The sequence below is a fragment of the Luteimonas terrae genome (genome assembly GCF_004358165.1).
Classification (GTDB): domain Bacteria; phylum Pseudomonadota; class Gammaproteobacteria; order Xanthomonadales; family Xanthomonadaceae; genus Luteimonas; species Luteimonas terrae.
On record NZ_SMTG01000002.1, the window covers coordinates 951,470 to 969,963 of the forward strand.

The 18,494-nt window shown below is 68.7% G+C and carries 18 protein-coding genes; 2 read left to right on the plus strand and 16 right to left on the minus strand.

The features are described 5' to 3' along the window. Positions 1–339: 339 nt before the first annotated feature. A complete protein-coding gene (locus E2F49_RS04610; protein ID WP_133392792.1) occupies positions 340–1,929 on the minus strand; it encodes a protein adenylyltransferase SelO in 1,590 nt (529 codons plus the stop codon). Continuing rightward, positions 1,926–2,600: a glutathione S-transferase gene (locus tag E2F49_RS04615; protein ID WP_133392793.1), complete on the minus strand. Its 675-nt coding sequence runs from the start codon at positions 2,598–2,600 to the stop codon at positions 1,926–1,928. Before E2F49_RS04615 ends, E2F49_RS04610 begins: the two co-directional genes overlap by 4 nt. 204 nt (positions 2,601–2,804) lie before the next feature. Here E2F49_RS04615 and E2F49_RS04620 point away from each other — a divergent pair, with 204 nt between their 5' ends. Together E2F49_RS04620 and E2F49_RS04625 are read left to right on the plus strand one after the other, a co-directional pair. Beyond that, complete coding sequence (locus E2F49_RS04620; protein WP_055248453.1) at positions 2,805–4,649, plus strand: DEAD/DEAH box helicase; 1,845 nt, start codon at positions 2,805–2,807, stop codon at positions 4,647–4,649. Positions 4,650–4,867: 218 nt separating this feature from the next. After that, on the plus strand, positions 4,868–5,623 hold the full coding sequence (locus E2F49_RS04625; protein WP_133392794.1) for a type 1 glutamine amidotransferase: 756 nt from the start codon (positions 4,868–4,870) through the stop codon (positions 5,621–5,623). Between the two features lie 3 nt (positions 5,624–5,626). Here the strand turns inward: E2F49_RS04625 and E2F49_RS04630 are convergent, their stop codons facing one another. From E2F49_RS04630 to E2F49_RS04695, 14 genes are all read right to left on the minus strand, one after another. Further along, positions 5,627–5,848, minus strand: a complete 222-nt coding sequence (locus E2F49_RS04630) for a hypothetical protein (protein WP_133392795.1) — start codon at positions 5,846–5,848, stop codon at positions 5,627–5,629. Further along, a complete protein-coding gene (locus E2F49_RS04635) occupies positions 5,845–6,594 on the minus strand; it encodes a sulfurtransferase (protein ID WP_133392796.1) in 750 nt (249 codons plus the stop codon). The genes E2F49_RS04630 and E2F49_RS04635 overlap by 4 nt, the downstream gene beginning before the upstream one ends. A gap of 228 nt (positions 6,595–6,822) precedes the next feature. Then, positions 6,823–8,397 carry a leucyl aminopeptidase gene (locus E2F49_RS04640; protein ID WP_133392797.1) on the minus strand — a complete coding sequence of 525 codons (1,575 nt, stop codon included), beginning with the start codon at positions 8,395–8,397 and terminating at the stop codon, positions 6,823–6,825. A 162-nt stretch (positions 8,398–8,559) separates the two neighbouring features. Beyond that, positions 8,560–8,775, minus strand: a complete 216-nt coding sequence (locus E2F49_RS04645) for a hypothetical protein (RefSeq protein WP_133392798.1) — start codon at positions 8,773–8,775, stop codon at positions 8,560–8,562. Positions 8,776–8,907: 132 nt separating this feature from the next. After that, complete coding sequence (locus tag E2F49_RS04650) at positions 8,908–9,273, minus strand: DUF6164 family protein (protein ID WP_055248461.1); 366 nt, start codon at positions 9,271–9,273, stop codon at positions 8,908–8,910. 38 nt (positions 9,274–9,311) lie between these two features. Beyond that, entirely contained in the window at positions 9,312–9,929 is a 618-nt protein-coding gene (locus E2F49_RS04655) for an HD domain-containing protein (protein ID WP_133393456.1), read from the minus strand. Further along, positions 9,926–10,387: a DMT family transporter gene (locus tag E2F49_RS04660; protein ID WP_055248465.1), complete on the minus strand. Its 462-nt coding sequence runs from the start codon at positions 10,385–10,387 to the stop codon at positions 9,926–9,928. The genes E2F49_RS04655 and E2F49_RS04660 overlap by 4 nt, the downstream gene beginning before the upstream one ends. 29 nt (positions 10,388–10,416) lie before the next feature. Then, positions 10,417–11,700 (minus strand): MFS transporter, encoded by a 1,284-nt coding sequence (locus E2F49_RS04665; RefSeq protein ID WP_133392799.1) that lies wholly within the window; start codon positions 11,698–11,700, stop codon positions 10,417–10,419. A 349-nt stretch (positions 11,701–12,049) separates the two neighbouring features. Further along, complete coding sequence (locus E2F49_RS04670; RefSeq protein ID WP_133392800.1) at positions 12,050–12,499, minus strand: PA2169 family four-helix-bundle protein; 450 nt, start codon at positions 12,497–12,499, stop codon at positions 12,050–12,052. A 316-nt stretch (positions 12,500–12,815) separates the two neighbouring features. After that, the gene (locus E2F49_RS04675; RefSeq protein ID WP_133392801.1) at positions 12,816–14,861 is read right to left on the minus strand and encodes a S9 family peptidase; all 2,046 of its coding nucleotides are present in this window, start codon (positions 14,859–14,861) and stop codon (positions 12,816–12,818) included. Between the two features lie 208 nt (positions 14,862–15,069). Next, positions 15,070–15,840, minus strand: a complete 771-nt coding sequence (locus E2F49_RS04680; protein ID WP_133392802.1) for a spermine/spermidine synthase domain-containing protein — start codon at positions 15,838–15,840, stop codon at positions 15,070–15,072. 3 nt (positions 15,841–15,843) lie between these two features. Beyond that, on the minus strand, positions 15,844–16,749 hold the full coding sequence (locus E2F49_RS04685) for a 5'-nucleotidase (RefSeq protein ID WP_055248475.1): 906 nt from the start codon (positions 16,747–16,749) through the stop codon (positions 15,844–15,846). 105 nt (positions 16,750–16,854) lie between these two features. Further along, on the minus strand, positions 16,855–17,538 hold the full coding sequence (locus E2F49_RS04690; protein WP_133392803.1) for a hypothetical protein: 684 nt from the start codon (positions 17,536–17,538) through the stop codon (positions 16,855–16,857). An 86-nt stretch (positions 17,539–17,624) separates the two neighbouring features. Then, a complete protein-coding gene (locus E2F49_RS04695) occupies positions 17,625–18,395 on the minus strand; it encodes an NAD kinase (RefSeq protein WP_133392804.1) in 771 nt (256 codons plus the stop codon). Between the last annotated feature and the right edge of the window lie 99 nt (positions 18,396–18,494).

Here is an 18,494-nt window from a genome sequence, read left to right on the forward strand (position 1 = left end):
GCGAACGGTGCAACTGCTCGTGGAATTCACGTGCTCGCGTACGCTCTGAAGCCCTCCCCTGCCTGCGGCCCGATCAGTGTCGTGTTTCAGGGTGCGACCAGTTACAGCCCTCCCCCGCCTTGCGGGGGAGGGTTGGGTGGGGGCGAGGCGTCGGGGCGCAGTCATGCCAGTCGCGTGCAAAAGCGGTTGAAGCGATGCGCCCGGTGGGATTGCATCCTCCCGTCCGGTTTGCCCCCATCCCAGCCTTCCCCCGCGCGCGGGGGAAGGGGCGGATTGCGATGCCCCGAAGCGGAACTGAGATGCGATACGCATCAGGTGCTCGCGGGAGGGCACAGCATCTCAGGAACTGCAGGACAGCATCGAACAACCTGCCTTCGTCCGCGCCCAGTCCGGGCGCCTCTCCGCAAAGGCCTCGCGGCCCGGCTGTTCGTCGTAGGGCCGGCGCATGACGTCGAGCAGTTCCGTAATCTCCGACGGATCGCCGGCTTCCGCCCGGTCGATCGCCTGCTGCGCCAGATAGTTGCGCAGCACGAACTTCGGGTTGGCACGGTGCATCCGCGTGCGACGCACCGTGTCCGGTTCGCCGGTGTCGACCAGGCGCGCGGCATATGCCTGCAGCCACGCGTCGAATTCGCCCTGCAGACGCACGCGCTTGTCTGCGTCATAGAACGCTTCGGCGACGACCGCCAGCGACGGCGCCGAGACGTCGAGATCCGCCAGCCCGCGGAAGAACAGCGTCATGTCGACTTCGCCGGCCTGCAGCAGCCCATACAGACGCTGCATCCGCTCGACGTCGCTGTCCCGGCAATCCGGCAGGCCGAGCTTGGCCGCGATGGTCTCGCGATCCAGCGCGGCGTAAGTCTCCGCATAGGCGTCCAGCCCGGCCTGCAGCGGCGCGATGTCGTCGAACAACGGCGAGATCGCCTGCGCCAGCCGCGACAGGTTCCAGTGCGCGATCCGCGGTTGCCAGCCGAAGCGGTAGCGACGGCCCTGGGCGTCGGTGGTATTGGGCGTCCAGTCGGGGTCGTAGTCGTCGACCCAGCCGTAGGGGCCGTAGTCGATCGTCAGTCCGAGCACCGACATGTTGTCGGTGTTCATCACGCCGTGCACGAAGCCGACCCGCATCCAGCCGGCGATCATCGCCGCGGTGCGCGTACAGACCTCGGCGAACCAGGCGGCGTACAGCGCTTCGCCCTCGCCGCCCAGATGCGGGAAATCGCGGGCGATCGTGAAGTCGACCAGTTGCCGCAGCAGGTCGACATCGCCGCGCGTGTACGGCAGCTCGAAATGTCCGAAGCGCAGGAACGACGGCGCGACCCGGCACACGATCGCGCCGGGCTCGGGCGCAGCGTTGCCGTCGTAGAACATGTCGCGCACGACCGCATCGCCGGTCGCCACCAGCGACAGTGCCCTCGTGGTCGGCACGCCGAGATGATGCATGGCCTCGCTGCACAGGAACTCGCGGATCGACGAGCGCAGCACCGCGCGACCGTCGGCGCGGCGCGAGTACGGCGTGGGGCCGGCGCCCTTGAGCTGCAGTTCCCAGCGACGCCCGTCCGCGGCGACGCCCTCGCCCAGCGTGATCGCGCGGCCGTCGCCGAGCTGCCCGGCCCAGTGCCCGAACTGGTGCCCGCCGTAATTGGACGCATACGGCGCCATCCCGGGCGCGAGCGCGTTGCCGCCGAACACGTCGGCGAACCCCTGCGTGTCCAGTGTCGCGGCATCGATGCCGAGCGCGTCGGCCATCTCGGCCGAATGGGCGAGCAGCCGTGGCGCGGCGACCGGCGTCGGCAGCACCGGCGACCAGACCGCGCCCTCCACCTGCCGGAGCCGGGACCCGGCCTCGGGATCGCCCGGCAGCATCCGGATGAGGCGGTTGTCGAAGTGCAGCCCGATGTCGAGCGGCACCACGTCCGGCACGTCGCTCATCGACCGAGCTCGAAGGGACCGCCCGCCTCCAGCGCCCGCTGGTACGCCGGCCGCGCGTGGATACGTTCGACGAAGCGGCGGATGTTCGGGCCGACGCGATCGCCGGCGCGCGCGACCGCGGCTTCGAGCGGAAAGCTCATCTGGATGTCGGCCGCGGTGAAGCGGTCGCTGGCGAACCACTGGTAGGCGCCCAGCTCGTGCTCGATGTAGGACAGATGCGTTTCCAGCTGCGGGCCGATGAAGGTCTGCATGGCCTTGTCGGCGATGCCGCGGGCGATCGGGCGGGCGAAGAACGGCATCGGCGCGCTGCGCAGGCGGTTGAACACCAGCGACAGCAGCAGCGGCGGCATTACCGAGCCCTCCGCGTAATGCAGCCACTGGCGATAGCGCAGCCGCTCGTCCTCGTCGTCCGGCGCGGGCGACAGCACGTGCTCGGCGTCGAAGCGCTCGACCAGCGCCTCGATGATCGCGCCGGACTCGATCAGCCGGCGTCCATCGATCTCCAGCACCGGCGATTTGCCCAGCGGATGCACGTCGCGCAGCGCCCTGGGCGCGAGCATCGTGTCCGCGTCGCGCGCGTAGCGGACCAACTCGTAGGGCTGGCCCAGTTCTTCCAGCAGCCAGAGCACGCGCTGGGAGCGCGAGTTGTTCAGGTGGTGCACGCGGATCATGGTCGTTCCCGGGGCGTTTCGTCGGGCCGATATGGGGACGCTTGCGCCGGACGGAAGCGCGTCGATCCACGGCATACATGGACGTGAACGGAAGCCATCGGCCTCACCGGCCCGCCCGGGCTCGCCAGGGCCCGTCGCTGCGGCGCGGTTTACACTATGCGGTTCCCCGACCGGCACTGCGCCGGCGCTACGAGAGACCGCATCATGAGCGCCGAGTCGCCCATCACGCCTGCCCCATCCCCCAAGTTCACCGATCTCGCCCTGCCCGAACCGCTGCTGCGCGCGCTTGCCGCGGTGGGCTACGAATCGCCCTCGCCGATCCAGGCCGCCACCATTCCGCCGCTGCTCGACGGCCGCGACGTGCTCGGCCAGGCCCAGACCGGCACCGGCAAGACCGCCGCGTTCGCGCTGCCGGTGCTGGCCCGCATCGACCCCGCTGCGCGCAAGCCGCAGGCGCTGGTGCTGGCGCCGACCCGCGAGCTGGCGATCCAGGTCGCCGAGGCCTTCCACAAGTACGCCGCGCACATGCCCGGCTTCCAGGTCCTGCCGATCTACGGCGGCCAGGGCTATGCCCAGCAGCTCTCCGCGCTCAAGCGCGGCGTGCAGGTCATCGTCGGCACGCCCGGGCGCGTGATCGACCATCTGGAGCGCGGCTCGCTGGATCTGTCCGAGCTGCGTGCGCTGGTGCTCGACGAGGCCGACGAGATGCTGCGCATGGGCTTCATCGACGACGTCGAGGCGGTGCTGAAGAAGACGCCGGAGACGCGCCAGGTCGCGCTGTTCTCGGCGACGATGCCGAGCCAGATCAAGCGCATCGCCCAGACCTATCTCAAGGAGCCGGTCGAGATCGCGATCAAGGCGACCACGACGACGGCGGCCAACATCCGCCAGCGCTACTGGATGGTCAGCGGCGTCAACAAGCTCGACGCGCTGACGCGCATCCTCGAGGCCGAGCCCTTCGACGCGATGATCATCTTCGCGCGCACCAAGCTGGCGACCGAGGAGCTGGCGCAGAAGCTGTCGGCGCGTGGCCTGTCGGCCGCGGCGATCAACGGCGATCTGGACCAGAAGCAGCGCGAGCGCGCGATCCAGAACCTCAAGGACGGCCGCCTCGACGTGCTGGTGGCCACCGACGTCGCCGCGCGCGGTCTGGACGTCGAGCGCATCAGCCACGTACTGAACTACGACATCCCCTACGATACCGAGAGCTACGTGCACCGCATCGGCCGCACCGGCCGCGCGGGTCGCAGCGGCGAGGCGATCCTGTTCGTCGCCCCGCGCGAGCGTGGCATGCTCGGCGCGATCGAGCGCGCGACGCGCCAGAAGATCGAGCAGATGCAGCTGCCGAGCGTCGAGACGGTCAACGAAGCGCGCGTGGGCAAGTTCCTCGACAAGATCACCGCCGCGCTGTCGGGCAGCGATCTGGGGATCTTCCGCGACCTCGTCGAGCGCTACGAGCGTGAGCACAACGTGCCGGCGGCCGAGATCGCCGCGGCGCTGGCCAAGGTCGTGCAGGGCGACACGCCGCTGCTGCTGGAGCCACCGCGCAAGCCCGAGAAGCCGATGTTCGAGCGCGAATACACCGAGCGTCCCGGTGGCCGCGAGGCATCGCGTGCTGCACGCGAGCCGCGTGAACCCCGCGAGCCCCGCGCCCCGCGTGCCGACACCGGCCCGCGCGAGCCGGACGTGGGCATGGAAACCTTCCGCATCGAGGTCGGCTACCAGCACGGCGTGCAGCCGGGCAACATCGTCGGCGCGATCGCCAACGAGGCGGATCTGGAAAGCAAGTTCATCGGCCGCATCGACATCCGCGACGACTACAGCCTCGTCGACCTGCCCGAAGGCATGCCGCGCGAGCTGCTCGAGCACCTGAAGAAAGTGCGCGTCGCCGGCCAGGCGATCCGCATGCGCCGCGCAGAAGACGCCGACATGGTCGCCGCTCCGCCGCGCCCGAAGCGCCCGTTCGGCGCGAAGCCGCCGGGGGCTCGCCCGGGTGGGTTCAAGCCGGGTGGCCCGCGGAAGGGCCCGCCGCGTCGGGATCCGCGCTGAGTTGTTCTGAAAGTCAGGCGTGAGACGTCAGACGCTAGAAGTCAGGAATCGTCGCACCAGCGAAAGCTGGGGCCCATTTTGATTTTCGCGTTGTGTCCGAAGATCCGAATGGATGACCAGCCATTCGGCTGTTGAAAAGCGCCTCCAGCTTCCGTTGGGATGACGGTTGAGGTCGACGCCCTTCGCAGCGCCACTGCCTCGCTGTTTAGAATCAGACGATGCCCCGCATCCTCGTCTTCCAGCACGTCGCCGCCGAGCCGCTCGGCACGCTGGATCCGCTGATCCGGCGGCGCGGGCACCGCATCCGTTTCGTCAATTTCGAACGCGAGCCCGACGCGCAGCCGGGCGTCGATCGCTATCGGGGTCTGGTCGTGCTCGGCGGGCCGATGAATGTCGAAGAGCGTGCGAAGCGCCCGCATCTGATGACCGAGCTGCGCGCAATCGAGCGCATGCTCGAACTCGGCCGGCCTGTGCTCGGTATCTGCCTGGGCGCGCAGTTGCTGGCGCATGTGCTGGGCGCGCCGGTACGCCGTATCGATCGACCCGAGATCGGCTGGTATCCGCTGACGACAACCGACTCCGGTCGCCTCGATCCCGTGCTCGCGCCGCTCGGCGCGACCGCGCCGGTGTTCCAGTGGCACGGGCGGCATTTCGAGGTACCCGCGACTGCCGTGCATCTTGCGCGCACCGACAGCTGCGAGCAGCAGGCCTTCCGTTACGGCGACAACGCCTACGGGTTCCAGTTCCATCTGGAAATGGACCAGCCGCTGATCGAACGCTGGCTGGCGACGCCCGCCTATCGCGCCGAACTCGCCGCCTCCGGTCTGCCGCACGACGATGCCGCCATCCGGGCACTGACGCAGACGCATATCGCGCCGATGCAGGCGCAGGCAGAAGCCGTGTTCAACAACTTCCTCGATCTGGTCGGGCGTCCCGACCGGCGCTTCGTGCTGCCGTCGCGCGAATTCGGCTGAGCGTCAGGGCAGCTCGAGTTTCGGCAGCGACACCTCGGGCACGCGCACGTCCGGGCCCAGTACGTAGACCACTTCGCCCAGCGTCGGCCAGCCGAACACCGGCGCGAGCCACCAGTAGGCGGCGATCACGATCAGCACGGTGACGATCAGCCGCAGCACCACGCCGGCGACCTTGAACGCCAGCCAGATGCCGAGGATGACGAGCACGAAGCCCAGCCAGCTCATGCGGGCGCGCCGTCGTGCAATGGGCGCAGCTGCGGGTCGAGTGCGACGCGCGCGTCGAACACGAAGCAGCGGCCGTCGTAGCCGAAGCCACCGACACGTTCGAAGTAGCCGAGGATGCCGCCGTCGAGTTGCAGCACGTTGTCCATGCCGTCGGCCTGCATCCACAGCGCGGCCTTCTCGCAGCGAATGCCACCAGTGCAGAAGCTCACGACAGTCGCATCGCGCAGCGCGTCGCGATGCGGCGCGAGCGCATCCGGCAGTTCGGTGAAGTTGTCGATCGGCAGCGTCAGCGCGTCGCTGAAGGTGCCGAAGCCGAACTCCTCGCGGTTGCGCGTGTCCAGCAGCACCAGCCGCTTGCCGGCGTCGTCATGGCCCTGCGCGATCCAGCGCGCCAATGTCTCCGGCGCCACGTCGGGCGCACGCGCGGGCGCGTCGAGCGGCATGGCTTCGGGCTTGCGGAAACTGATGATCTCCGGCTTCACCTTGACCTTGAGCCGGGCGAACGGCACGGACGCGCTGCGGCTGCGCTTGACCTGCAAGGTCGAGAAACGCGCGTCGCCGCGCACCGCGTCGATCAATGCATCGATGGCCTCGACCGTGCCCGCGAGGAACAGGTTGAGGCCCTCCGGCGCCACCAGCACGGTGCCGCGCAGGTCGCCGGCCTCGGCCAGATCACGGAGCCAGATGGCGACCGCGTCGGGATCGTCGATGGCGGCGAAGTGGTAGGCGGCGAGGTTCTCGATCATCGGGCAATTGTAGCGGGCCGGCTGCCTGCCCCTTGCCTTCAAGCCCTCCCCCGCACGCGGGGGAGGGTTGGGTGGGGGCAAACCATCAGGTCACGGCGCGAAGACAACACTCACGGCGGTCGCACGCAACGAAAACCCGACGACCGGATCGGTCGCCCCCATCCCGACCTTCCCCCGCACGCGGGGGAAGGCGACGTGCACCGCGCGACGCAAAACCGCGCGAACCCTTTACTGCTCGTAGTTCTCCCGCACGAACCGGTCGAACAGGCGCACGCCATAGGCCGATGCGCCCGCCGGCGTCGTCGACAGTTCGTTGCCGTCGCGCCAGGCCATGCCGGCGATGTCGAGATGCGCCCACGGTCGCCCGGCGTCGATCCATTCGCCGATGAAGTGCGCCGCGGTGCCCGAGCCCGGCCGACCGCCGCCGTTGCGCATGTCGGCGATCGGCGATTCCAGCATCTTCCCGTAGCCCGCATGCATTGGCATGCGCCACACGGGTTCGCCGGACGTCTCGCCCGCCCGTTCGAGCTGCGCGGCGAGCGCGTCGTCCCGGGTGAACAGGCCCGCATAGTCGTTGCCGAGCGCGGTGACGATGGCGCCGGTCAGCGTGGCGATGTCGACGATCACGCGCGGGTTATCCTGGCGCTGCACGTACCAGAGCGCGTCGACCAGCACCATGCGCCCTTCCGCATCGGTGCTGATGACCTCGTAGGTCTTGCCCGAGGCGGTGCGGATCACGTCGCCCGGACGCGTCGCCGAGCCCGACGGCATGTTCTCCGCCAGCGCCGCCACGGCGACGGCGTTGACCGGCGCATTGCGGCCGGCGAGCGCGAGCACCGCGCCGGTCGCGCTGGCGGCGCCGGTCATGTCGTACTTCATGCGCCACATGTTTTCGCTGCCCTTGATCGAGATGCCGCCCGAATCGAAGGTGATGCCCTTGCCGACGAAGGCCACGGGCGCCTCGCCGCGCGTGCCGCCGCTGTAGCGTACGACCATCAGTCGCGGCGGACGCACGCTGCCCTGCCCGACCGCCAGCAGGCTGCCCATGCCGAGCCGCTCCATCGCCGGCACGTCCAGCACCTCGATACTGACGTTGCGCTTGCCTGCAAAGGCTTCGCGCGTCCGGGCGACGAACTCGTCCGGCCCCAGTGCATTGGCCGGTTCGGTGACCAGATCGCGGGCGAACTTCACGCCCTCGGCGACCGCCTTCCAGTCGCCATCCCAGGCGCGCGCCGCGTCAGCGCCTGCCGGGCTGCGCACAACCAGTGCGCCGGTGCCGGCCGTGTCGTCTTCGCCGCGCGTGGTGCGGTACTTGTCGAAGCGGTACTGGCCGAGCGATGCGCCGAATGCCAGTTGCGCAGCGGCCCCGGATTCGGCGCCTTCCCACAACACATCGACCTGCGGCGCCTTGCTGCGTGCGGCGAAGCGACCCACGTGGCCGCCGATGTCCTCGATGCGTCGCGCGTCCGCCGCGCCGCTGCCCGTGCCGACCAGCAGCACGCGATCGAATCCGGCGATGCCCGGCAGATCGAGCTGGCTGTCGACCTTGCCGCGGAAGCCGGCTGCGGTCGTCGCACGCGACAGTGCGCCCTGGCTGGCCGCATCGATCTGCGCGAATGCGCCGGTGCGTGCCGCGCCTTCGGCGACTTCCGGGACCGCCAGCACCAGCGTGCCACTCGTGGGTGCCTGCGCGGCCTCGAAGCGGATGTCGCGCTGCGCGGCGACAGGCAATGCCGTCAAGGCGGCGAGCAAGGCGATCGGGGCGGCGAGCAGCAGCGGCTGCGGATGACGGCGTTGGCGCATGGAATCTCCGGACGATGGCTGGGACTGCCGCGCGTCGCCGCGAGGCAACCATCGACCATAACAACCCGCAACTCCCACCCCGCCGTGCCGATGGTCATGCGTTCGCGATTCATCCGCGACAGGTCGCGCACGGCAACGTCAGCGCACCGCCCATCCCAGGCTTCAGGCTTTCGGCGAACCGTCCTTCGCGAGGTGGCGGCTGGCCCACATGTTGTCGACGAGGTTGGGATAGCGACGACCGGCCTCGTCGGCGCGCTGTTGCGCGGCGTCCCTCTGCGCGGTCGACAGATGGCCGCGCGCGGACTGCGGCTTCGGATTGGGCCGCGTCCAGGGTCTGGTCTTCGGCTTGGGATGCGCGCGGCTGGGCGTGGTCGGCATGCGGAACACCATCGGCAGGTCTGGTTGCCCGCCCCCGCCCGGCGATGTGGAACCGGCCCGGGCGGTAACGGACAGGCGTCGATCATGCAGGCCGGCGCATCGCGCCGACGTGACGCGGGCGCACAGCCGCGTTCAGCGCGACAGCATATAGCCCGGCACCGCCATGAATCCGATCAGGCACACGATCGCGATGATGATGAGCACCACGCGCTTGGGATCGGCGCGGACGATGTCGGCGAAGGTCTCGGCGGTGCCGTCGCGTTCGGCCTGCGCCTGCGCGGCGCGTGCGTTCGCCTGGCGCTCGCGCTGGTAGTCGGCCATCAGCGCCTTGGCGCGCGGCAGGTCGTCGTTGTTGCGCAGCCAGATGCCGCCATGCGAGATGCCGAAGGGGCTGGGCCGGGTCTGGTACCAGTCGATGCGCGCCTCGTCGAGAAAGGCACGCACGTCGGCGGCCTCGTCTTCGGGCACGTAGCGCATGTTGAGCAGGAGCTTCGCCATGGTGCGGATGATACCGCCGCGCGCCCGACGGCGCGGCCTCAGCGCTTGGTGGTGACTGCGCGCCGCAGATTGTGCCGGGCCTGCGCATCCAGGCGCGCATGGAAGCCGTCGTCGAGATAGATGCGCGGGCGCGCCAGCAGACTCTTGAGGAAACGCCGTCGGTTGACCGCATACAGCCAGCGCGGCACGTGCCGGTATTCGGTGGCGATGCCGCGATCGTAGGCGTCGAACGCGGCTGCATCCGCGGCGAGGATCGCCATGTCGCAATCGAGGAACCGGCGTGCGTCGTCGGGATGCGGATCGTCGACGAAATCCGCCGGTGACAGCCGGCCGTGGCGCGCGGTGAGCAGGATCAGATCGGCCACGCGCTGCGCATCGACACCCGCGTCGGGCAGCCAGCGTGCGATCGATTCGACCGCAAGCCCGGCCGAGCGCGCTTCGTTGTCGCCGGCGCGCGCGTCGTAGATCGCGTCGTGGTACAGGATCGCCAGTTGCACCTCGCGCGGCTGCGACCAGCCTTCACGCGCGGCGACTTCATTGAAATGCCGCAGCAGCGTCTCGACGTGACCGAAGTTGTGATACGCCCGGGGCGGCGTTGCATAGGCGCACTGCAGCGCCTCGCGCATCGGCGCGGGCAGTGTCGCGAGCATGTTCATGCCGATTGCCATGGACGCACCACCAGCAGCGCACCGATCGCGACGAGCGCCGCGCCGGCCAGCCGCATCGCGTCGACCGGACGCGGCTGCGACAGCACGCCGAAGTGATCGAGCAGCAGGGACCCGGCCAGCTGTCCGGCGACCACCAGGCAGATCATGCCCGCCGCGCCCAGGCGCGGCACCAGCAGCGTGCCGCAGAACACGAACAGCGCACCGATCAGGCCACCCAGCCACAACCATGGCGGCAGCGCACCGAACGTGCGCAGTGACGGCAGGGGCGTGCGCGTGACCACCAGCACCAGTGCCAAGGCCAGCGTGCCGACCGCGAACGACAAGAACGAGGCGAACAGCGCGCCGTGCGTCAGTGCACCGACGCGCGCGTTGAGCAATGCCTGCAGCGGCAGCAGCATGCCCACCAGCACGGCGACGGCGGCACTCAACAGCAGCCAGTGATGCATGCGCGACTCCGAGGTCCGGGCGCGGCAGTCTAGCCCGTGGCGGAGGCGCCATCGCGCGGCAGGCGCCACAGCGCGATGAAACTCAGCATCGCGGCTGCGGCGAGGTACCAGCCCACCGACGCCAGCCCGTGCCGGTCGCCGAGCCAGGTCGCAATATAGGGCGCCAGCGAAGCGCCGAAGATGCCGGCGAGATTGAAGGCCAGCGAGGCGCCGGTGTAGCGCACCGCGGTCGGAAATTGCTCGGCCAGCAGCGTGCCCACCGGGCCGTAGGTGAGGCCCATCAGGCCGAGACCGATCATCAGGAACGCCAGCGTGCCGAGATGGCTGCCGGCGACGAACAACGGCGAAAAGCACAGGCCGAACACGGCGATGCCGGCGCTGGCGATCAGCATGGCGCGGCGGCGGCCGAAGCGGTCCGCATACAAGGCCGACACCGGGATGGTCGCCGCGAAACAGACCACGCCGGCCAGCTGCAGCAGCAGGAAGTGTTCGCGCGTGTAGCCCAGGCGCGAAGTGCCCCAGCTCAGCGCGAATACCGTCATCAGGTAGAACAGCACGAAGGTCGCCAGCGCCAGCAGGGTGCCGGCGACGAGGCCGCGCCACTGGTTGACCAGCACCTCGCGCATCGGCAGACGCACGCGCGCGCCCTTGTCGAGCACCTTCTGGAAATCCGGCGTCTCGGTGATGCGCAAACGCACCCACAGACCGACCAGCACCAGCACCGCGCTGGCGAGGAACGGAATGCGCCAGCCCCAGGCGAAGAACGCCGCGTCGTCCATCACTTCGGTCAGCAGCAGGAAGATCGCCGTCGACAGGAAGAGCCCCAGCGGTGCGCCGAGCTGCGGGAACATGCCGTACCACGCGCGCTTGCCGGGCGGTGCGTTCTCGGTGGCCAGCAGCACCGCCCCACCCCACTCGCCGCCCAGGCCCAGGCCCTGCCCGAACCGGCACAGCGCCAGCAGCAGCGGCGCCGCCACGCCGATCTGCGCGTAGGTCGGCAGCAGGCCGATGACCACCGTCGAGACGCCCATCGTCAGCAGCGCCGCCACCAGCGTGGCCTTGCGCCCGACGCGATCGCCGTAGTGGCCGAACACCGCCGAGCCGATGGGACGCGCGAAGAATGCCAGTGCGAACGTCGCCAGCGATTGCAGCGTGGCGGATGCGGGATCGGCGGGCGGGAAGAAAAGTTTCGGAAACACCAGCACCGCGGCGGTGGCGTAGATGTAGAAGTCGAAGAACTCGATCGTCGTGCCGATCAGGCTGGCGAACAGGACCCGGCCCTTGGCGGGCGCGGTCGGAGCGGTGGCGGTCATCGTGCTGCGCAGGACGGGGAGCCGGCGATTCTGCCAGTCGCGCCTGCACGCTTCGACGGTTGCGTGCGCAACCGCCCGTCAGCGGGACGCAGGATTGATGGGGTGCAAACAACCGTCATTGGCGTCGACAAGCGTGCGGCGGCCCGTCTCGAGGAAGATCCGCCAGCATCGCCGATCCGGCGGAGCCCGTAACGCAGTGCGCGACGGTTTACCGCGCTCGAACCGCTCTGTGGAGGCGTTCCAGCCATCACCACGAAAAAAGGGCCGATCAATGATCGGCCCTTCTTCTGGAAGCGCGGCGCAAGCATCACTTGCATCTCACGCTCCACTGCGACTTCTAACGCTCCGCTTACTTCGCGTTCTTCATCGCCAGCTTGCGGGTGCGCATCACGTCGTGACAGGCGCGGACTTCCGGCAGCAGGCGGACCACGACGTCGCGGGCGGCCGGCGGCGTGTCGGCATCGCGCGAAGCCTCGTCGAAGGCTTCCAGCAGACGGTCCTCGGACTCCTCGAGCTCGGCCACGTAGCCGTACTCGGTGTCGCCCAGCGTCGCACGGACCTTGCCGTACATCTGCTGCATGCTGCCGACGAACGTGCCCGAATCCTCCGGCTTGCCGCCGGCGGCCTGCACTGCGGCGCTGAGTTCGTTGACGAGCTGGGACTTGGTCGTGGCGATGCGTGCGAACAGGGTGCGCAGCTCGGCGTCGTCGACCTTCTGCGCGGCCTCTTCGTAGAACTCCTTACCGTCGCGGGCGATGGCGATGAGATCGTTGAGGGTGTGCGCGGTCTTGTTGGACATGGGGCTCTCCAGGCGGATGTGATCGGTGTGAGCGAAGGCCTGATGCCGTCGCATCGTTCCGGCGCGGTGCATGCGTTGCAGACGCTGCACGTCGCGGATCGATGCGCAAGACGATAGGGACGCGGCGGGCAACGACACGTGATGCGCAGGCGATGACCGCGTGAAGTGGGCGCGTTCGGCTTCGCTTAGTGGCGTGCCACGCGCGCGCTGCGCCGGAGATCCGCAGCCTCGCGACTACGCAGTTCGCCCGTGGCGCGCGGACATGAAAAAGCCGCGCCGGATCGCCGGCGCGGCTCGGATCCCACAGACCGTCCGATCAGCTCTTTGCCGGCGTTGCGGGCAGCGCGTAGTCGATCTCGTACGCCGGCGGCTCGCCGCCCGGCCCGGTCAGATAATGGGTCATCCACTGCATCAGCCGCAGCGAATAGTCGTAGCGCGACGCGCCCCGGCTGTTGCCGTGGCCTTCGCCCGGATACAGCACCAGCCGCACGGGCGCCTGACCGGCCAGCTGCAGATAGCGGTACATCATGTAGGACTGCATCACCGGAACGCGCGGATCGGCTTCGCCATGGAGGATCAGCGTCGGCGTGCGCGACTTCTCCGCATGCGTGATCGGGCTCTGCTGGCGGTACATCTCCGGGCTTTCCCAGGGCCAGGTCTGCATGTGCACGTTGTACTGCTCGTACGGGATGTCGCCGGTCGTGACCAGGCTGGCCTGGTCGGAGATGCCGACGAACATCACCGACGCGGCAAAACGCTCGCTGTAGTACGTGGCGCCCCAGGCACTGGCGTAGCCGCCGTAGGACCCGCCGGTGATGCCGACCTTGTCGCGGTTCACCAGACCTGTTTCGACGAGGTGATCGACCCCGTCGACCACGTCGTCGAACTCCTCCATGCCGGGGCGACCATGGCCGAGCTTGGAGAACGCGACGCCGCGGCCGGTGCTGGAGCGGTAGTTCGGGAAGAACGAGGCAAAGCCCTGTGCGGCCGCGACCTGCGCCGGCTGCGAATAGCCGTTCAACCAGGCGTTGGAAAAGTGCGATTCCGGACCGCCATGCACCACCAGAATCAGCGGCACGCGTGCATTGCCGCGACGCTCCAGCGGATGGACCAGCAGACCTTCGAGTTCCAGGCCGTCACGCGCGGTGTAGCGCACGACTTCCTGGCGGGCCAGACGCACATCGGCGAGCCACGGGTTGCTGTCGGTCAGGCGACGCGGCTCGGCGCTGCCCGAGGCCAGCAGGAACACTTCGGAGGGATGCGTCGGATCGCTGCCGACCAGCGCGATGTCGCCGCGTGGCGAAACGCTCAGTCCCATGTGCACCGGACCGCCGGCGTCGAGCAGCGTGCGCTGATCGCTGCCATCGGCCTGGATCTGCGCCAGACGGCTCTGCACGCCTTCGTGGCTGACGAACACCAGCGTCGATGCGTCCCGCCAGCCGACCGCGCGCACGTGCCCTTCCAGACCCGGCAGCAGATCGCGCTGGGGGCCGCCATCACGGCCGACGACGGTCAGGCGACCGTCGCTGGGATCGTTCCTGTCGGCGGCGGAAATGATCGCCAGATGGGCGCCGTCCGCGCTCCAGGCCATGTCGCCGAGCTTGCCCGGGTTGTCGACGCGGCCCAGCTCGCGACCTTCGACCGAGTAGATGCGCACGCGCGCTTCGACCATGGTGTCGTCGGTCAACTGACGCGGCGCGACGACCACCGCGAGACGATCACCCGCCGGGCTCCAGCGCACGCCCTGCACGCTGCCGTCGATCTCGATGCGACGCGGTGCGGCTTCGCTGCCGAGCTCGGCGATCCACAGTTCGACCGGGCGCCAGTCCTCTTCGTAGACCTTCTGCGAGAAGCCCTTCTCGCGCAGCGCCTTGCGCGCATCACTCTCGCGCTGCGACGACATCAGCGCCGCGCGACGGCCATCGGGCGAGAGATCGTAACTGGCGATGTCACCGGCGAGCCTGGCCACGCGGGTCGATTCGCCACCGCGCAGCGGAATCGTGTACAGGCCACGGGTCTCGTCGCCTTCGCGCTTGGACAGATAGGCCACGCGCTGGCCGTCGGGCAGCCAGCGCGGCGAGGCCACGTCGACCTTGCCGGTGATGAAGCCGCGGCTGGTGCCGTTGCGGTCGACGACATGCAGTTCGCTGCGCGCCGGACCGTCGGGGTCGACGCCGAGCGTACGCGGCACCGAGAGGATGTAGGCGACCTCGCTCCCGTCCGGGCTGACCTGCGCCTGCGTGACCGCGCGCGTCTGCGCGACCTGTTCGAGCGTCATTCCGCCCTGTGTGGCCGCCAGCGCGAGCGGCGCGCCCGTCGCGAGCGCCAGCGCGCAGGCGAGCTTGAAAATCCAGCGTTGCATTCGATGTCCCCCATGGACGTGTGCAGTCGACCGGCGACTGTGCAGGGGAATGGGCGGGGGTGCAATGTCGCGGCGTCATCCCGGCGTACGCCGGGATCCAGCGACTTGGCACACCGTTCCACGATCGCTGACACGGGAACCCGCGAGTACTGACTGCATGCAAGGCACTGGATCCCGGCTTTCGCCGGGATGACGGCATGGAAATGAGCTAGCGCCCCGTAACCGTCCGATGCCGCACCACCCGCACCGCGATGCGCGGGAACACGTCCGGCAGCAAGGCACGCACCTGCAACGGCACGCGTCCGGTCAGCGCCTCGGCGTCGAGCATCGGCAATGCGCCGCGCCATGCGAACGCGACCCGGTTGCTCATCCTGGGTTCGTCGACGACCAGCACCTGATCGGCGCCGAAGGCGTCCTTGAGCTTGTCCACGTGCGTCTGCGGATCGCGCACGTACAGATTGCAGGCCAGCACACCCTGCGCGCTCAAGGCGTCGCGGCAGGCGTCGTAGAAAATCTGCGTCGACAGCTCGGCCGGAATGCCGTGTTCGTCGTAGCCGTCGACCAGCAACACGTCGAAGTGTGCGGGTCGCGCCTGCACGAAGCGCACGCCGTCGTCGACAGTGACCGACAGCCGCGCATCGTCATCGGGAATGCCGAAATCACCGCGCAGCGCGACCACGTGCGGGTTGTTCTCGACCACCTCGATGCGCGTCTCGGGGAGATTGCGGTACGCGAACTTGGCCTGCGAACCACCGCCGAGCCCCACCATGCCCAGCACTGCCGGCGCGGGATGCCACAGCAGGGCCGCGAACATCGTGCGCGTGTAGTCGATCAGCAGGCGATCGGGATCGTCGCCGACCATGCGGCTCTGGGTCTGGCTGCGGATGAATTGCAGCGAGACCAGTCCGTCATGGCGACGCACGTAGGGCTTGCGCTGTCCGGTGTCGCGGCCGAGCAGCCGGTCGAGCCAGCGTGCCATCGCTCAGCGGTTCGACCAGCCGTGCGGCACGTGCCCGGCAGCGACGTGCGGGCGGGCCGAGTCGATGTTGTGCTGCGAATCGTCGAAGAAGATGTCGGCGCCGAAGGCATCGAGGAACGGTCCCTTCGGGCGACCGCCGAGGAACAGCGCTTCGTCCAGACGCACGCCCCAGGCGCGCAGCGTGCGGATCACGCGCTCGTGCGCGGGGGCCGAACGCGCGGTGACCAGCGCAGTGCGGATCGGCGCGTCCTTGCCCGACGGATAGGCGGCCTGCAGGTCGTGCAGCGCGGCGAGGAAACCGCGGAACGGGCCGCCGGTCATTTCCTCGCGCGCACGCTCGCGCTCGTGCTTGTGGAACGCGTCCAGACCGCCTTCCTGCGACAGGCGCTCGCCCTCGTCGCCGAAGATCACCGCATCGCCGTCGAAGGCGATGCGCAGCTGGTCGTTGCGGTGCGCGGGCGCGCGCGCCGGGATGATCGTCGCCGCGGCAATGCCGTTCTCGAGTGCGCGACGCACCGAATCCGGATTCGCCGACAGGAACAGCTGCGTGCCGAATGGCTTGATGTAGGGCCAGGTCGGCTCGCCCGAGGTGAACGTCGCGCGGGTGATGCCCAGATCGTAGTGCTGGATCGAGTTGAAGATCCGCAAGCCGGTGTCGGCGGAGTTGCGCGACAGCAGGATCACTTCGACGTGCGGCGCGTCTGCCGGCGCATCGACGTTCAGCGCCAGCAGCTTGCGCACCAGCGGAAACGCGATGCCGGGCTCGAGGATGTCGTCCTCGTGGGCGCGCTGGTGCTCGGCATAGGCGTCGATGCCCTCGCGCTCGAACAGCGTATGGCTGTCCTCCAGATCGAACAGGGCGCGCGTGGTGATCGCGATGGTCAGCGTGGGGACGGACAGGTCGGGCATACGGAGATTATGCGGCATCGCGCCTCGCCGCCCGCACTTGTCAGGCGCGAGAACCGAAGGTTCCGATGCCGCGCGACGCCCGGCCCTCTGCCTCCGCGGAATCCGTCAGCCGCACGCCACCGCAAACGCGGCGGAATCGCCGTTCTCGATCGAGAGCAACGAGACGCTGCACTCACGTCCGTCGGCTCCGCGATAGTCGATCCCCTGTCCGCTGCGCAGATACTTGCGATCCGAAGGTGCGCTCGGCCCGCTGATATTGGCGATCACCTGCGTGCCCGAAATGTTGCTCACGCCGAGCACATTCATGCTGTCGAGGCGCACACCCGAATTCTCGGTCAGAAGGAAGTCATAACCACCATGGATACCACTGCGTGCTTCCGCCAGCTGCGCAATCCGTGCGTTCTCGCGCTTCGACAACGCCAGCATCCGCAGCAGATCTCTGTTCTGACTCTCGATGCCCGCCACCGCGCCTTTGATACTGCCGAGTTCCCGCCGACCTTCAGACGAATCCAGACTGTTGCTGAGATCCCGCAGGCTCTGGTTGAGTGTTGCGAACTCTGCTTCCTGCGTTCTGGCCATCTGTACAAGATAAGCATCCGGATCACGCAGCTTCTCCTTCGCGTACCCATACGCTTCACTGGCGCCGAAGCCGATGGCGGCGATCACGATGAACAGCACCGTGCCCGCGACCGGATCTTTCTTGATCGCGTCGCGCCTGCGGTAGAACCCTTCCAACTTGCGGCGCAGCCAGCCCGGCGGCGCAACGGCGACATCCTTTTCAGAATCCATCTGTCTTCCCCTGAGTGGTCGTCCCCACGACCCGGCGATATCTAACCCGACGCATCGCCCACAGCGCAAGCACCACGTGATTGTGCTCAGACCACAAACTGCTCGCTGAGGATGCGTTCTTCGAGATTGTGTTCGGGGTCGAACAGCAGGGTGACGTGGCGTTCGCGCGATTCGCGGATCCGCACTTCGACGACGTCGCGCACTTCGTGCGAATCGCCGGTCGCGCTGACCGGACGCTTGTAGGGATCGAGCACGCGAAAACACACTTCCGTCTCGGCGCGCAAGATGGCCCCGCGCCAGCGGCGGGGGCGGAACGGCGCGATCGGCGTCAGCGCGACGACGCCCGCGCCCAGCGGCAAAATCGGGCCGTGCGCGGAGAAGTTGTAGGCGGTGCTGCCGGCCGCGGTCGACAGGATCACGCCGTCGGCGACGAGTTCCTCGAGGCGGGTCACGCCGTTGAGTTCGATCTTCAGATGCGCCGCCTGGCGGGTCTGCCGCAGCAGCGAGACCTCGTTGTAGGCGAGCTGCTTCACCGTCGCGCCCGATTCGGTGTCGACGGTCATTTCCAGCGGATGCAGCACCGTGGGTTCCGCGCGTTCGATGCGCGCCAGCAGGCCGTCCTCGCGATGGTGGTTCATCAGGAACCCGACCGTGCCGAGTTTCATGCCGAACACCGGTTTGCCCAGCTGTCCGTGCCGGTGCAGGGTCTGCAGCATGAAGCCGTCGCCACCCAGCGGCACCAGCACGTCGGCCGATTCCGGATCGCACTGACCGTGCAGGCCGGTCAGCGCCGACAGGGCGCGCTGCGCCTCGTCGGTCTGGCTGGCGACGAAGGCGATGCGGGGATTGGCGGTCATCGAAAGGCCGGTGCGTGAACGTCGACGCAGCTTAGCGCAGGCGTATGTCTGCAGACGCGTGGTCAGTTTCGGAGCAGAAGCGTACCGGCGCCCTCCCCC

Coding starts and splice junctions, on each gene's coding strand:
- E2F49_RS04610 (WP_133392792.1), bottom strand. CDS start 1,929: ATGAGCGACGTGCCGGACGTGGTGCCGCTCGACATCGGGCTGCACTTC.
- E2F49_RS04615 (WP_133392793.1), bottom strand. CDS start 2,600: ATGATCCGCGTGCACCACCTGAACAACTCGCGCTCCCAGCGCGTGCTC.
- E2F49_RS04620 (WP_055248453.1), top strand. CDS start 2,805: ATGAGCGCCGAGTCGCCCATCACGCCTGCCCCATCCCCCAAGTTCACC.
- E2F49_RS04625 (WP_133392794.1), top strand. CDS start 4,868: ATGCCCCGCATCCTCGTCTTCCAGCACGTCGCCGCCGAGCCGCTCGGC.
- E2F49_RS04630 (WP_133392795.1), bottom strand. CDS start 5,848: ATGAGCTGGCTGGGCTTCGTGCTCGTCATCCTCGGCATCTGGCTGGCG.
- E2F49_RS04635 (WP_133392796.1), bottom strand. CDS start 6,594: ATGATCGAGAACCTCGCCGCCTACCACTTCGCCGCCATCGACGATCCC.
- E2F49_RS04640 (WP_133392797.1), bottom strand. CDS start 8,397: ATGCGCCAACGCCGTCATCCGCAGCCGCTGCTGCTCGCCGCCCCGATC.
- E2F49_RS04645 (WP_133392798.1), bottom strand. CDS start 8,775: ATGCCGACCACGCCCAGCCGCGCGCATCCCAAGCCGAAGACCAGACCC.
- E2F49_RS04650 (WP_055248461.1), bottom strand. CDS start 9,273: ATGGCGAAGCTCCTGCTCAACATGCGCTACGTGCCCGAAGACGAGGCC.
- E2F49_RS04655 (WP_133393456.1), bottom strand. CDS start 9,929: ATGAACATGCTCGCGACACTGCCCGCGCCGATGCGCGAGGCGCTGCAG.
- E2F49_RS04660 (WP_055248465.1), bottom strand. CDS start 10,387: ATGCATCACTGGCTGCTGTTGAGTGCCGCCGTCGCCGTGCTGGTGGGC.
- E2F49_RS04665 (WP_133392799.1), bottom strand. CDS start 11,700: ATGACCGCCACCGCTCCGACCGCGCCCGCCAAGGGCCGGGTCCTGTTC.
- E2F49_RS04670 (WP_133392800.1), bottom strand. CDS start 12,499: ATGTCCAACAAGACCGCGCACACCCTCAACGATCTCATCGCCATCGCC.
- E2F49_RS04675 (WP_133392801.1), bottom strand. CDS start 14,861: ATGCAACGCTGGATTTTCAAGCTCGCCTGCGCGCTGGCGCTCGCGACG.
- E2F49_RS04680 (WP_133392802.1), bottom strand. CDS start 15,840: ATGGCACGCTGGCTCGACCGGCTGCTCGGCCGCGACACCGGACAGCGC.
- E2F49_RS04685 (WP_055248475.1), bottom strand. CDS start 16,749: ATGCCCGACCTGTCCGTCCCCACGCTGACCATCGCGATCACCACGCGC.
- E2F49_RS04690 (WP_133392803.1), bottom strand. CDS start 17,538: ATGGATTCTGAAAAGGATGTCGCCGTTGCGCCGCCGGGCTGGCTGCGC.
- E2F49_RS04695 (WP_133392804.1), bottom strand. CDS start 18,395: ATGACCGCCAATCCCCGCATCGCCTTCGTCGCCAGCCAGACCGACGAG.